This is a genomic window from Bacteroides faecis MAJ27 (assembly GCF_900106755.1).
GTDB classification, from domain to species: Bacteria; Bacteroidota; Bacteroidia; order Bacteroidales; family Bacteroidaceae; genus Bacteroides; species Bacteroides faecis.
Window position 1 is genome coordinate 129,816 of the sequence record NZ_FNNN01000017.1, and the last position, 14,898, is coordinate 144,713.

12 protein-coding genes and 1 pseudogene are annotated in these 14,898 nt (G+C 43.5%); 6 read left to right on the top strand and 7 right to left on the bottom strand.

Annotated features, from left to right (window positions below):
- Nucleotides 1–99: 99 nt before the first annotated feature.
- Nucleotides 100–798, top strand: coding sequence for an SIR2 family NAD-dependent protein deacylase (locus tag BLW31_RS15375; RefSeq protein ID WP_010535767.1), 699 nt, complete (start codon nucleotides 100–102; stop codon nucleotides 796–798).
- Here the strand turns inward: BLW31_RS15375 and BLW31_RS15380 are convergent.
- The 3 genes from BLW31_RS15380 to BLW31_RS15390 form a co-directional block, all read right to left on the bottom strand.
- Nucleotides 790–1,008 carry a hypothetical protein gene (locus tag BLW31_RS15380; RefSeq protein ID WP_010535766.1) on the bottom strand — a complete coding sequence of 73 codons (219 nt, stop codon included), beginning with the start codon at nucleotides 1,006–1,008 and terminating at the stop codon, nucleotides 790–792. The two genes, BLW31_RS15375 and BLW31_RS15380, sit on opposite strands and share 9 nt — an antisense overlap.
- A 13-nt stretch (nucleotides 1,009–1,021) precedes the next feature.
- Nucleotides 1,022–1,372 (bottom strand): helix-turn-helix domain-containing protein, encoded by a 351-nt coding sequence (locus BLW31_RS15385; protein ID WP_010535765.1) that lies wholly within the window; start codon nucleotides 1,370–1,372, stop codon nucleotides 1,022–1,024.
- A 74-nt stretch (nucleotides 1,373–1,446) separates the two neighbouring features.
- A complete protein-coding gene (locus tag BLW31_RS15390; RefSeq protein ID WP_010535764.1) occupies nucleotides 1,447–2,220 on the bottom strand; it encodes a class I SAM-dependent methyltransferase in 774 nt (257 codons plus the stop codon).
- Nucleotides 2,221–2,782: 562 nt separating this feature from the next.
- Between BLW31_RS15390 and BLW31_RS15395 the strand changes: the two are divergent.
- From BLW31_RS15395 to BLW31_RS15400, 3 genes and pseudogenes are all read left to right on the top strand, one after another.
- A pseudogene (locus BLW31_RS15395) lies at nucleotides 2,783–4,159 on the top strand (family 43 glycosylhydrolase); the annotation flags it as partial.
- 12 nt (nucleotides 4,160–4,171) lie between these two features.
- On the top strand, nucleotides 4,172–4,957 hold the full coding sequence (locus BLW31_RS24870; protein WP_231945962.1) for an SGNH/GDSL hydrolase family protein: 786 nt from the start codon (nucleotides 4,172–4,174) through the stop codon (nucleotides 4,955–4,957).
- 15 nt (nucleotides 4,958–4,972) lie between these two features.
- A complete protein-coding gene (locus tag BLW31_RS15400; protein WP_010535762.1) occupies nucleotides 4,973–7,333 on the top strand; it encodes a glycosyl hydrolase 115 family protein in 2,361 nt (786 codons plus the stop codon).
- Nucleotides 7,334–7,970: 637 nt separating this feature from the next.
- Here BLW31_RS15400 and BLW31_RS15410 read toward each other — a convergent pair.
- Genes BLW31_RS15410 through BLW31_RS15420 form a run of 3 tightly spaced genes read right to left on the bottom strand, consistent with a single transcriptional unit; the run spans nucleotide 7,971 to nucleotide 11,870 of the window.
- Entirely contained in the window at nucleotides 7,971–9,806 is a 1,836-nt protein-coding gene (locus tag BLW31_RS15410) for a helix-turn-helix transcriptional regulator (RefSeq protein ID WP_010535760.1), read from the bottom strand.
- Between the two features lie 50 nt (nucleotides 9,807–9,856).
- Entirely contained in the window at nucleotides 9,857–10,612 is a 756-nt protein-coding gene (locus BLW31_RS15415; protein WP_010535759.1) for a glycosyltransferase family 2 protein, read from the bottom strand.
- Nucleotides 10,605–11,870: a glycosyltransferase family 4 protein gene (locus BLW31_RS15420; RefSeq protein ID WP_010535758.1), complete on the bottom strand. Its 1,266-nt coding sequence runs from the start codon at nucleotides 11,868–11,870 to the stop codon at nucleotides 10,605–10,607. The genes BLW31_RS15415 and BLW31_RS15420 overlap by 8 nt, the downstream gene beginning before the upstream one ends.
- Before the next feature lie 105 nt (nucleotides 11,871–11,975).
- Between BLW31_RS15420 and wecC the strand changes: the two genes are divergently transcribed.
- Together wecC and wecB are read left to right on the top strand one after the other, a co-directional pair.
- Nucleotides 11,976–13,178: a UDP-N-acetyl-D-mannosamine dehydrogenase gene (gene wecC, locus BLW31_RS15425; protein ID WP_010535757.1), complete on the top strand. Its 1,203-nt coding sequence runs from the start codon at nucleotides 11,976–11,978 to the stop codon at nucleotides 13,176–13,178.
- Between the two features lie 53 nt (nucleotides 13,179–13,231).
- Nucleotides 13,232–14,362, top strand: a complete 1,131-nt coding sequence (wecB, locus tag BLW31_RS15430; protein ID WP_010535756.1) for a non-hydrolyzing UDP-N-acetylglucosamine 2-epimerase — start codon at nucleotides 13,232–13,234, stop codon at nucleotides 14,360–14,362.
- Between the two features lie 104 nt (nucleotides 14,363–14,466).
- Here the strand turns inward: wecB and BLW31_RS24120 are convergent, their stop codons facing one another.
- Nucleotides 14,467–14,691, bottom strand: a complete 225-nt coding sequence (locus BLW31_RS24120; RefSeq protein WP_010535755.1) for a hypothetical protein — start codon at nucleotides 14,689–14,691, stop codon at nucleotides 14,467–14,469.
- Between the last annotated feature and the right edge of the window lie 207 nt (nucleotides 14,692–14,898).

The window sequence follows — 14,898 nt, forward strand, 5'->3', positions numbered from 1 at the left end:
TCCTGTATCCGGAGGGTCAGATTATACGTTCGGAAGGTTTCTTTTATTCAATGATTCTGCTTACATTTGTATGTCATTAAAATTAAAGGAGGAGTGATTATGAAGAATATGGTAATATTGACGGGTGCGGGCATGAGTGCCGAGAGTGGAATCAGTACCTTTCGCGATGCGGGTGGTTTGTGGGATAAATATCCTGTGGAGCAGGTGGCTACACCCGAGGGATACCAGCGAGACCCGGCATTGGTGATCAACTTCTATAATGAACGAAGGAAGCAATTGTTGGAAGTGAAACCGAATCGCGGACATGAGTTGCTGGCTGAACTGGAGAAGAGTTTCAATGTGACTGTTATCACGCAGAATGTAGATAACCTTCACGAACGTGCCGGAAGCAGTCACATCATTCATTTGCACGGTGAGTTGACAAAGGTTTGTTCTAGCAGAGACCCGTACAATCCCCATTATATAAAGGAATTGAAGCCGGAAGAGTATGAAGTGAAAATAGGAGATAGAGCCGGTGACGGAACTCAGTTACGTCCTTTCATTGTCTGGTTTGGAGAGGCGGTACCGCAGATTGAGACAGCTATTCAATACGTAGAGAAAGCGGATATCTTTGTCATCATCGGTACTTCTCTCAATGTATATCCTGCGGCAGGTTTGCTACATTATGTACCGAAAGGAGCAGAGGTGTATCTGATTGATCCGAAACCGGTGGATACACATACTTCCCGTTCGATACATGTGATTCAGAAGGGCGCTTCCGAAGGGGTGGCAGAGTTGAAAAAGAAGTTATTACTCTAACTCTGATGCGAAAATATGATTATTCCGGAGAGTTTCCGAAATTTCGAGTGCGGTGATATTGCTGCACTCGATTCTTAAGATTTTCTCCCAGTCTTCAAAATCTACATTCCATTTGCTGATCTGTGGGAATCGCGCCAGGAGGCTTCCGATTAATTTGATGTCCCGTCTTTTGGTGACTGAAGTACGAAAAATTAGAATCTGATTTTCCATGTCTTTTAGGTGTTTAGTCCAGTGAACGAAATTCACGGATAGTGATATTGAAATGTTGCTTAAAGTTGCGGCTGAGAAGCGACAGGCTGCTGAAACCGCAGAGCCGGGCTATCTCCGTCGCAGAAAGTTGCTTTTCGCCTTGCAGTAGCAGGGCTGCTTTTTCGATTCGGGCTCGTTTAATATATTCTGTAGGTGTCTCTCTAATCAGAACAGTGAAAACACGATGAAAATGAAAAAGGGAAAAGCATGCGATTCCGGCCATTTTTTGTAATGATAGCGGCTGATCTATATTCTGATGGATATAGTCTGTGACTTTTTTGATTCGTAACAGATATTCTTGCTTATTTATATCTTTCGTTTCCATATCTTTTGCAAAGTAAAGGATAATAAGCGCCGGAGAGTTATCCTGTCTTGCTAACTTCTCCGGCAGTTGGTTAATTATCTTTTTTGTCCTATATAGAATACGTAGCCATAATATTCTTTATACTTATGATACAGACTCTGTTCATACCGTTGATTGGCAATGAAGTCTTTGACTGCGTTATTCTCTGGGTGTTCCTTCAAAAATGCCTCTTGAAGCGAAACTTGTGGGGCATAGAAGTGTTCCGTCCAGCACTTCTCCGGTAGAATGAAATGGGCGGTCGGGATGTATCCGGCTTTTTCCATCTGAGCTGTTTTTGCGGGAATCGTATTGATTTCGGGATAAGCATCCATCCAGAAATCTTCTATTTCGGCAGGACGTTCCGGAGTGAACCAGGATACTTCCGTGACTGCGATGAAACCGTTCTTTTTCAGAAATCTGTTCCATTCGTTCATGCCACGTTCGAATCCGATGTTGTAGATAGCTCCTTCCGACCAGATAAGATCGAGTTCTTCGTTCTGGAACGGGAGATGATCCATCGACCCGGTGATTCCTTTCACTCTGTCCGAGCAAAGGGCTTTTGCCGCATTTTTATTGAATATTTCAATAAAGTCCGGGAAAAGGTCTATGCCTGTGATTTGTCCTTTGGTGTACTCTGCCAGTGTGATGGTTTGTCCGCCGGTACCACAGCCGATGTCGGCTATCTGTGATTTTTCCGATAGCTCGTTGATAAAACTCAGGGCTTTTTGAGTGGCTTCGGGACTTCCGGGACCTTGACGTTCGAGTGATTTGAAGTAATTACATATAAGTGTAAAATCGAAATCGTGGATAGATGTATGGTTGTTACTCATTGTTTTTAATGTTTTAAGTGTACGTCGAATGGGGGTGTATGATGGTACCTGTAGCCATTAGACCTTACAGTTGTTACTATTTTTAGAGAATAAAAAGTAACTCTGACATGAAGTATGTCGGAGAAAATAAAGGGATAATCTGTAATGAGAGGAAGACTTACAGATTATTTACAGAACGGAATCCTTGCGGAATGTAAATGTGGTAAACATTCAATTATTCTTTATTAGTTCGGGAACAAAGATATGATTTTAGCTGTAATGATTAATAGAATATTTCAAAAAAAATGCTGTTGGACAGTATTTTAGCAAGAATCGTCAAATATGTTTGTTGTTGTGGTGGTATTAAATCTCTTTTATATCTTGATGTAGAATGTGGATTTTGTCAGTCATGACTGTAAATTTGGTGATGTAATTCGGGTCTGTGGACGAAATTCCATCTTTATTGCATGTTTGTCTATGTGTAGATTGGATGATATCACTTACTTTTGCGGGAAGATATGTAAACATCGTATTTGTGTTTGTACGAAGCATGAGTATGAATAAAAAGTGATAACAAAATATTATGAAAAACTGGATGCTATTAGTTGTCCTTTCATTGCTGTTGTGCGGAATGAGTTGGGCTCAGGGAACTGAAAAATTGATATACAATGGTGTGCCTTGGTTTGATGATCGTGGAGAGATTGTAAATGCGCACGGTGCCTGTATTGTAGAGGAGAATGGCAGATACTATCTTTTCGGTGAATGGAAATCGGATGAAAGTAATGCTTTCCCCGGTTTTAGCTGTTATTCTTCCGATGATTTGGTGAACTGGAAATTCGAACGTGTAGTGTTGCCAATGCAGCCAGACGGCATACTTGGTCCTAATAGAGTAGGCGAGCGGGTAAAAGTTATGAAATGCCCTTCGACCGGTGAATATGTGATGTTTATGCATGCAGATAACATGAATTATAAGGATCCTCACATTGGGTATGCTACTTGTAGCACTATTGCCGGAGAGTATAAACTTCATGGTCCGCTTTTATATGAGGGTAAACCTATCCGTCGTTGGGATATGGGAACTTATCAGGATGTAGATGGTACCGGGTACTTACTGTTGCATGGAGGAATTGTTTATCGTTTGAGTAAAGATTACCGTTCGGCAGAGGAGAAAGTGGTGTCGGGAGTTCCCGGTTCTCACGGAGAATCTCCGGCAATGTTCAAAAAAGACGGGACTTATTTCTTTTTGTTTTCTAATCTTACCAGTTGGGAGAAGAATGATAACTTCTACTATACGGCTCCTTCTGTAAAAGGGCCTTGGACGAGCCAAGGACTATTTGCTCCCGAAGGTAGCCTGACATTCAATTCTCAGACGACTTTTGTTTTTCCTTTAAAGCGTGGGAATGATACCATTCCTATGTTTATGGGAGACAGATGGTCTTATCCACATCAGGCTTCAGCGGCTACATACGTCTGGATGCCGATACAGGTGGATGGAACAAAGCTTACCATACCGGAATATTGGCCTGCATGGGATATGGATCAGATCAAACCGGTAGATCCTTTACGTAATGGTAAACTCGTTTCACGTGAGGAGATAAGCCTCAGTAATCCGGCTGAGTGGAAGATGGAAAACGGTCATCTGGCTTCGAATGTGGCAGGAGCCAGTCTAAATGTACCTTTTGATGGTTCCCGGATGGTTGTTGTGGGCGAAACAAATGCTCATAGCGGGTATGCGCAAGTGAATATCTTGAATAAGAGAGGAGAAAAGATCTATTCTTCATTAGTTGACTTTTATAGTAAGGTAAAAGATGAGGCCATACGTTTTATGACTCCTCCGTTAGTAAAGGATGAATATACATTGGTGATGGAAGTTACGGGAAATAAGCCTACCTGGACTGATAAAACGAAAACCATCTATGGCAGCAATAACTCTTATGTAACAATTAAAGATATATATTACGTTCCGACGCAGGTGGTAGAAACGGGTTTTATAGATGGAAACCCGAAAGGATTTATCCGTCATTCGTGGCAAGGAAAGCGAGTAGGGTATTTGGGAGACTCCATTACAGACCCTAATTGTTATGGTGATAAGATAAAGAAATACTGGTCATTTTTGGAAGAATGGCTGGGTATTACTCCGTTTGTCTATGGGGTAAGCGGGCGGCAATGGAATGATGTACCGCGCCAGGCTGAACAACTGAAGAAAGAGCATGGAGAAGAGGTGGATGCTATTCTTGTATTGTTAGGAACGAATGACTTTAATGAAGGTATACCTGTCGGAGAATGGTATACTGAGAAAAAAGAACAAGTTATGGCTGCTCGTGGAAAGACTAAAAAGCTGGAAACTCGTATAAAACGTACGCTTGTAATGGATAACCGGACTTACAAAGGGCGTATTAACATAGGGATAAGCCGTTTGAAAAGTTTGTTCCCCGATAAACAGATTATATTACTGACTCCATTACACCGTTCGTTTGCCGATTTCGGCGAAAAGAATGTGCAGCCGGATGAGAGTTATCAGAACCGTTGTGGCGAATATGTGGATGCTTATGTTCTTGCTGTGAAAGAGGCTGCCAATGTATGGGGAGTTCCGGTCATAGACTTTAATGCAGTAACTGGAATGAATCCGATGGTAGAGGGGCAACTGGAATATTTCTATGATCCGACTTTCGACCGCTTGCATCCGAGTACGAAAGGGCAGGAACGCATGGCCCGTACATTGATGTATCAGTTGCTTGCATTCCCTTGTAATTATTGATAAACTAAGACTTTTATGAGATATAAGACATTATTTTTTTTATTGACTTTCGTTTGGACTGCTTTGTCGGTCACCGGCAAACAGCGGGATTTTGTGCTACAATCCGGCATACCTGTACCGATAGCCTGCAACAGTTCTGAAGAACAGGTAGTGCACACTGCTTTAGAATTACTCCGTCGGGATCTTCAAACGGTGCTATCGGCAACAGCCAAAGTTGAAACGAACACAGGAACTATTCTAATAGGTACAGCCGGCAGGAGTGAACTGATCGATCAGTCGGGAGTGGACACCTCCGTCTTAAAAGGTAAGAAGCAGGCTTTCTTGCTGACTGTTTCGCCCGAAGGAAAACTTATAGTGGCCGGTAGTGACGGGCACGGCACTGCTTACGGCATACTCGAAATATCCCGTTTGCTCGGAGTATCTCCTTGGGAATGGTGGGCGGACGTAACTCCGGAAAAAAAGAAACTTTTTAAACTTTCCTCCAAGTTCCGCAGCGTACAGTCACCTTCCGTAGAATATCGCGGTATCTTTATCAATGACGAAGATTGGGGACTGATGCCATGGAGCAATAAAACCTATGAACCTTCGGACGTGAATGGAGAAATAGGTCCGCGCACGAATGAACGTATCTTCGAACTGCTGCTTCGCTTAAGAGCTAACACCTACTGGCCGGCCATGCACGAATGTACGCTCCCCTTTTTCCTGACTAAAGGCAATCGGGAAGTGGCAAAGAAGTACGGGATCTTTATGGGGGCTTCCCATTGTGAACCGATGGCTTGCAGTGCTGCCGGAGAGTGGAGACGAAGAGGGAATGGAGCGTATGACTATGTAAATAACAGTGCTGCTGTCTATAAATTCTGGGAAGACAGGGTGAAAGAAGTGGCAGATCAGGAAGTACTCTATACGCTTGGTATGCGTGGCGTACATGATGGCAAGATGCAGGGTGCCAAGACGGTAGAAGAGCAGAAAGCTGTGTTGGACCGTGTACTCGCTGACCAGCGTGGCTTGATAAAGAAATATGTGAATAAAGATGTGACTCAGGTTCCTCAGGTTTTTATACCTTATAAAGAAGTACTTGATATTTATAACGCCGGCTTGCAAGTTCCTGATGATGTGACCCTGATGTGGTGTGATGATAACTACGGCTATATCCGTCACTTCCCGACTGCTGAAGAGCGTGCCCGCAAGGGAGGAAACGGTATTTATTACCATGTCTCCTATTGGGGGCGCCCGCACGATCATCTGTGGCTGAGTACGATGAGTCCTTCATTGATTTATCAGCAGATGAAGCAGGCGTACGATCAGGGAATACAGAAAATATGGATTCTGAATGTGGGAGATATCAAACCTGCCGAATATCAGATTGAACTTTTCATGGATATGGCGTGGAATTTGGAAGCGGTTGCCCAAGAAGGAGTCACGGCACACCTGAAGCATTGGCTGGAACGGGAACTGGGTACTTCCCCTGCCAAGGAATTACTGCCTGTTATGCAAGAATATTATCGTCTTGCCCATATCCGCAAGCCGGAATTTATGGGGAATACGAGGGAAGAAGAGAAAGACCCTGCCTACCGCATAGTGAAAGACCTGCCTTGGAGCGAGGAATTTATAAATGAGCGTTTATCGTCTTATGACAGACTGTCGGAAACTGTAGAGAAGGTTACCTCTCGGATTCCTGCCGATAGGCAAAGCGCTTATTTTGAATTGGTGAAATATCCGGTGCAGGCTGCGGGACAAATGAACCGGAAGCTGTTGTTTGCCCAGTTGGCACGCCATGGAAAGGCAGATTGGGAAAAGAGTGACGCTGCTTACGATAGCATTGCCGCACTTACCCAACACTATAATTCATTGGAGAATGGCAAATGGAACCGAATGATGGATTTCAAACCCCGCAAACTTCCTGTATTTAACCGTGTAGAAAGGAAGGAAGCTACTACTCCGATGATACAAGAGCGTTCTGCTATCTATCAATGGAACGGTATGGATGCCTCAAAAGGAAATTTCATTGGTCACGAAGGCTTGGGATACGCAGGTAGGGCAGCAGGGATACTTATGGGCAAAGCGCTGACTTTCTCCTTTAGCGACTGGAAGGCGGATGTAGTAGAGGTGGAAGTCCGATTATTACCTAACCATCCTGTACATGGAACACAACTACGTTTTTCTGTCTCTATTGACGGAGCTGAACCGAAAGTGATATCCTATGAGACAAAAGGACGTAGCGAAGAATGGAAGGAGAATGTTCTTCGTAATCAGGCTATTCGAAAGATTGTACTTCCTGTGTCCGGAAAGAAATCTCATCAACTGGAGATTAAGGCACTGGATGAAGGGGTAGTATTGGATCAGGTGATGCTTTACGTTCCTTCTGTTTCAGAGTGATATATCAGCAGGATAGAAAGCAGGCCATCAGAGCGTAAGCTTTTTCATTATATTATTAATGATCTGGATAAACTCTTCGGGAGAAACGTCCAGTGAATTGGAATAATTGAACCGTTCGGAAACCGGTATCCTTTTTTTGAGTTCCGTGTTTTCGTTTATGTTACGTAATAATCGCTTACGGCAGTCCCGCAGTTTACGCTTATAATGCAAGAGGGAAAAAGAAAGCATTATTATAATTGATAGCGATATGATTAAAAGTATCACTAGTATAAGGTAGGCATCGGTGGTGGTACTATTTAAGTTCGCAGCTACTGTTGTTTCGGCACAGACAGATGTCGGAGAACCGCATACAAAAAATAATAAAATAGAGAACAAGCCAAAAGATTTAAAACATCTAAAGGCTTGTTTTTTTAATATGCCCTTATTACAAACGCATTCGCACTGTGTATTTATAGACATATCCCCAGATATCAAATGATGATAGTCAGGTTTGTTTGTTTCTTTGAGTTCCATTTTAGTCGTACTGTTTGTTTTTTACTAAGTCTGGCTCAAAGGTAACAAGCTTGGGTTTTATATCAAAAAATCCGATTCGGTTGTTGTCTCACTTATTCACTCTCGTTATCTCAATTTTTCACTTTTAGTCGTTATTGCATTCATTTTCAGGTATTTTTAATCCTGATCGGAATTCAGTGGGGGTTACCCCGAACTTTTCAGAAAAAAGACGGTAGAAGGTTTGGACGGTACTCATACCACACTCTTTAGCGATGGCGTCTATCGTATAATATGGATGCTCTTTCAGCATTCCGGCGGCATATTCTAACCGGAGATTGTTGACATACTTTGAGAAACTGGTTCTGGCATATAATTTAAAGAGTTGTGCAAACTTATTTTTGGGGATATAGATTATTTTTATCAGTTCTTCTCTTGAAAAATCGGGTTGTAAGAAAAGCTGGCGATTAATAATCTCGCGTTCTACTCTGTCGAACATACTTTTGTCATATAACATATTTTTGTTATCTTCATCCTTATCTGAAGGCATATTCGCGGAAGCATTTTCTATTGTTATGTCCGTTTCTATAGTGGACACATCTTCGTTTTCTTTGGGGGTGGTTTGTGGTTTATCTTCTGCTTGTAGTTGTGCTTTTAGAATAAAGTTTTCTTCTTTTCTTCGGTAAAGTTCCTCTCTATATGCCAGTAAATCCTCAATGGTACCGACCATTGCTTCATTTTTACGGCGTATAGCCCGGTTGTAGCGTATTGTACTCCACAAGAATACCGCTGACAAAAAGACAATACAGCCTACAAATATCAACAAGGCATTTCGCATGCGTATGTCAGCGGTTTGTTGCTGAATAAACAGGTCTTTCTCGTGGGTTTCATAAATAGTGGCCAGTTCCAGTGCCGAACTTTTTTGTTCTCTGTTCTTAATGCTGTCTTTTAACATTGCAAGCTGCTGAAAATATTCTGCGGCAGTTAGGTAATCACCTTTTCGTTTATATGCTTCTCCGAGAGAACTTTTGATGCTGGTCATGTGGTAGGTAATGGTATCCCCTTGTGCTCTAAGGGATTTTTCACGGGCAGAATTCATTAGAATCACGTCGTCGTACATTTTCCGGTCTAATAAGTAGGGCATAATCAGGTAATTGTCCCGATCGAATACATTACTTAGAGATAGAAACTGTTTGTAATAACCGTCAGCCTCTTTCAATCTTCCCAGCCGGGACAGTACAACTGCATAGTGGGCATACATTGCTTTCTTTTCTTTCTCGCCCAGTTCCTCCATTGGAGTTTCTTCGCCGGTTTCTGCTACGACTACTTTTTGCAATGCTTCAAGGGTTTGAAGGGCTTCATTGTTCCGTCCGTCCCGTTCTTGAAATATGAGCAATGTGTTATAGTCATAGCGCAGGTTGTCATATTTGTATTTGTAGTCTGTTTTTTCCATTAGTTCGACAGCTTGTAGCATAAACTCATAGCCTTTCTCTTTATTTCCTTGATAATAAAGCATCTTTCCCATGTTGAACAGAGCTACGGACTGCATCGCTTCGTTACCGCATTGTTTCGACTTTTTCAATAACATTTCTACATACTGTGCTTTCTTCGTTTCGTTATGAAGGCAATCGTAGCAGGAGATCATGCGGTGTATTTGTTCCATGTTTTGTTGGTCGTCCGCTTGTATCGAATCACTTTGCAGTGCGCGTCCATAGAATTTTAGCGCCTGATAGTATTTGCCGGTGTTGAAGTACAAGTCACTTTCGGTTATATCTAGTTTAAATCCGGGGAGGGAGTTTCGTTTTCTTAGTTTTCCCATGATTTGTAATGCTTTGTCGAAGTCAGAGAATGTATATTCGTATACATAGTCTGCCGTTATCAGGCTGTCAGGTAACGAGTTGTCTTTGGCTTGAATTTTAGTTCCGATAAGATTGATTACGACAATCACCCATGTGAAAATAGTTGTAAGAAGAAGATTCTTCATAATTTTTATAAATTAAGTTTGCCAAAGGCTCTTTCGGTAATTTCCGTAGGTTACTGTCCCGGCTTCGTAATCAACCGCAGTACAAACCACGCGTGATGTGCTGCGGTGCTTATCCATCCATAATGTTTTGCCATAATGCGGAATCGTTCTTTAAGGGACGCTTTCCGGTTTTGTGTAGTCATTCCTTCATCCAGATAGTCAATGATTGTCAGGTGCGTATTGTGTAAAGTACGCGCCTTTTTCATGATACGGATGCACCAGTCGAAATCTGCGGAATACCGGTAATTTAAATCATAAGGCTCCACTAGTGTATGTCTGGGAAAGAATGCCTGATGACAGACTAACATTCCCTGTTTGAAACTTTTCCAGTTAAGCTTTTCGGGTGTGGAAAGCCGGCGCATGTGCAGAAAGTGCCCTTCTTTATCGACAATCGCGGTTTCCCCGTAAATAACGTCGGGAAGTGCGTTGCCATTGATGCTGTGCACTATCTGTTGCAAAGTATCGTCTTCGTGAAAGCAGTCGCCCGCATTCAGAAAACAGAGATAGTCTCCGCCGGCGAGAGAGATTGCCTTGTTCATGGCATCGTACAGTCCTTTGTCCGGTTCGCTGATGACGGTGTGTATCCGTGACCGGTATCTGTCGATGATAGAGAGAGTACCGTCTTTGGAGGCTCCGTCCACAATGATATATTCTACATGGTGATAGGTCTGCGAGATAACACTTTGGATGGTATCTTCCAGCACTTTTTCGGCATTGTAGGTCACCGTGATAATCGAGAACTTGGGAGTAGGATGGACACTATGCATATTTCCCTGTTATTTTGTTATAAACGTCCGTGTACTTCTTGGCTATGATACTTTCCGAATAGTTGCCTATGGCTTTGCGGCAGGCTTGTGCGGAGAGTTCCGCATATTCGGGCTCCGTCAATATCCAGTGGATGCCGTTGGCCAGGTCTTCTGCCGACTTGCGCTGAGCTACATATCCGTTGTGCAGATGATCGATCATTTCCGGTATGCCTCCGGTGTTGAAGCCTACACAAGGCACACCGCAGGACATGGCTTCCATGACCATATTCGGCAGGTTCTCTTCGAGAGAAGGTATCGCAAAGAGGTCTACGGCATTGTATATATCGACCAGTTCGTGTTCATTCTTAATATAAGGAAGCGGATAAACACGGAAAGGAATCAAGTCTTGCAGTTGCTGAGACTGATTGCCGAAAACGACTACGCCCAGTGAGTCTTTCCATTCCGGATGCTTCTCTGCCAACAGCTTGCAAGCTTCTATCAGATAGTCGATTCCCTTTCGTTTATCTGTGATTTTGACAGAACCGAAAAGAATCAGTTTGCCTTCCTGTGGCAGCCTGCATTTCCTGCGGGCTTCCTGCTTGTTATGGGGTTTATACAGGTTGGTGTTGATGGCATTCGGGATATTGATAACGGTTTGTCCGGTGAGCAGCCCGCTGACTTTGGCTTTCTCCGCCAGCCAACGGCTACAGCCTACAAACGTGATAGGTGCCTGACTATAAATCTCTTTCTTTTTCCGGAAGATTCGGGTGGATAGGTCTTTCTTTCCACCTCCCCCGTAGATGTAAGGACAGTGATGGCATTCCTGCTCGTAATTTCTGCATTCGCGTGCATAATGGCAGATGCCGGTACACGGCCACATGTCGTGCATGGTCCATACTACAGGTTTGCCGGATGTCAGAATCTTGCGGATGGTGTTGAGTGACAGCATCCCCTGGTTGATCCAGTGCAGGTGGATGACATCTGCCTGCTGGAATTCGGGAAGCGAAGTGATGTCCGTGCCGGTATTGGCAATATCTACGGCGAAGAGATCATTCTTCTTGAAACGGTTGGCTTTCCAGATGACAATGCGTTCCCACATGAATTTCCATACGTGCAGCCAGCTGCGCTTTAGTCCGACAACGCTGATTTGGTCTGTTTGCTTGTCGCGTACCAACATTTTTGCCTTGATGCCGTTGTTCTTTAGCGATTCCATCAGTCGTCCGGCAGCGACAGCCGCACCACCTATTCGTTCGGAAGTATTGATGATTAGTACCCTCATGCTTTCAAAATGTTTGCACAAAAGTAGTGGTTTTCAGTGAAAATCCGTACAAAGTCACATATTATTTGTACTTTTGCCACACTTATTAATAAGGAGATATTGAACATGAAAAAGGTTGTGTTTTTAGGATTGGGCTATATCGGCCTTCCTACGGCAGCCGTTGCTGCCGCCCATGGTTTCGAAGTCATAGGTGTGGATGTGAATCCTTCTGTGGTAGAAACAATCAACCAGGGAAAGATACATATTGTTGAACCTGAACTGGGTCAGGTAGTCAGGGACGTAGTGCAGAAAGGAAAGTTACGGGCAGTGTGCAAGCCGGAAGCGGCAGATGCTTTCTTTATCGTAGTGCCTACCCCATTCAAGCAAAACCATCGGGCGGACATCACTTATGTGGAAGCGGCAACCCGCTCCGTGATCCCTTATCTGCAAGAGGGCAACTTGTTCGTCATTGAATCCACTTCCCCGGTATATACTACCGAACGTATGGCGGAAGTGATCTATAAAGAACGTCCCGAACTGAAAGGGAAGATACACATCGCTTATTGTCCCGAACGTGTATTGCCGGGAAATACATTATATGAACTGGTACACAACGACCGTGTGATCGGCGGTATCGATCCGGCATCTACCGAAAAAGCCATCGAATTCTATTCCGCTTTCGTACAAGGCAAACTGCACGGCACCAATGCCCGCACGGCAGAAATGTGTAAACTGACGGAGAACTCTTCCCGTGACTCACAGATAGCCTTTGCCAACGAACTTTCCATGATCTGCGACAAAGCCGGAATCAATGTATGGGAATTGATTGAACTGGCAAACAAGCATCCGCGTGTGAATATCCTCCAGCCGGGTTGTGGCGTAGGTGGCCACTGCATTGCAGTAGACCCCTGGTTCATCGTATCCGACTATCCGGAACAGGCGCAGCTGATCAAGCGTGCCCGTGAAACGAACGATTACAAGGCAGACTGGTGTGCGAACAAGGTATTGGAAACCTGCCAGAAGTTTGTAGAACAGAATGAGCGCGAACCCATCGTAGCATGTATGGGACTGGCTTTCAAACCGAACATCGATGATTTGCGGGAGTCTCCCGCTAAATATATAGCTTCCCGTATCATCTCCGAATCGAGAGCGGATGTGTTGATTATCGAACCTAATATCAGTACTCATAAAAGTTTCCATCTGACAGATTACCGGGAAGCATATGAGAAGGCGGATATTATCGTCTGGCTGGTTCGTCACGATGTGTTTGTAGCGCTGCCGAAAGAAGACGGAAAGATCGAACTGGACTTCTGCGGAGTGAGACGATAAAGAGATTGGTAGTTTAATTGCGAAGAGGTTATATAACTCTATAAATAAAGCAGATGAAAAAGATATTGCTCGTTTTCGGTACTCGTCCTGAAGCGATTAAGATGGCTCCGCTTGTAAAAGCGTTCCAGAAAGATACGGAACATTTTGAAACGCGGGTTTGCGTCACGGCACAGCACCGGCAAATGTTGGATCAGGTATTGGAAGTGTTTGGCATCACTCCCGAATATGATTTGAATATCATGGCTCCCAATCAGGACTTGTATGATATTACCGCTAAAGTGTTGATGGGATTGCGGGAAGTGTTGAAAGACTTCCGTCCCGATACTGTATTGGTGCACGGGGATACGACGACTTCGATGGCTGCTTCGCTTGCGGCGTTCTATATGCAGATTCCTGTGGGACACGTAGAGGCCGGGTTGCGTACTTATAATATGCTGTCTCCCTGGCCGGAAGAAATGAACCGTCAGGTGACAGACCGTATCTGTACCTACTACTTTGCACCGACTGAACAGTCCAAAAAGAATCTGCTGCAAGAAAATATAGATGAAAAGAAAATATTCATTACCGGAAATACGGTGATTGATGCTCTGCTGATGGCGGTTGATATTATTTCTTCCACTTCCGGAATGGAAGAGAAGATAGCGAAAGAATTTCAGGAGAAAGGCTACACTGTAGGCAACCGTGAGTATATCCTCGTCACTGGCCATCGCCGTGAGAACTTCGGAGAAGGTTTCCTGCATATCTGCAAAGCGATTAAGGAATTGGCGGCTCTGCATCCGGATATGGATATTGTCTACCCCGTTCACTTGAATCCTAACGTACAGAAGCCTGTGTATGAATTATTGTCGGGAGTGGATAATGTCTATCTGATTTCTCCTTTGGATTATCTGCCTTTTATCTATGCCATGCAACATTCTACTTTGCTACTAACGGATAGCGGCGGTGTGCAGGAGGAAGCTCCTTCACTGGGAAAGCCGGTATTGGTGATGCGTGATACAACGGAACGTCCGGAAGCTGTCGAAGCGGGTACGGTCAAACTGGTCGGTACGGACGCTGAGGCTATTGTAAGTAATGTCACTGCCCTGTTGCAAGATAAAGAAATGTATAAGCGAATGTCTGAAACGCATAACCCTTATGGTGACGGACAGGCTTGTGAAAGAATAATGGCTGCACTCAGATATTAACATCTGAGTGGTCAGGTATTAACGTTTGATATGACAGGTCTTAATATCTGAGGAGTCAGATATTAAGACTTGAGAAGCTGTTTAGCAATGCTTGTTATGACATGTTATAATGCTTGAAACGAGGCATAAGAAGCATTGTTATGAGATACAGAGCCATCACTACAATCCCTATTATTGTTGTTTTTCTTGTTCCCATTTTTCACCTTTCTTTGAAGTACCGATGGATACAATAGTATAGAGTGAACCTTTTCTGCTTTTTCCCATTTTTCAGCATTCATCGTTTTCTCCTTATGGAAATATTTTATTTCACTAGAAACTACTTTATTCATCAGTATTTTGAAAGAAAGGTGAAGGAGATGGAAATAAAAGAGCTATTACGTCATGAGCCATTCATAGATGATAATTGGAATAAAATAGAAGAATTTATTAATAATGCGAATTAGTATTTGATTCCTTAGTTAAAAATTAGAGTAATTAATGCAATGGCAATTTTTCCCATCGTATGTAGCAGCAGTCCCGATGTAGATCTGACTTTC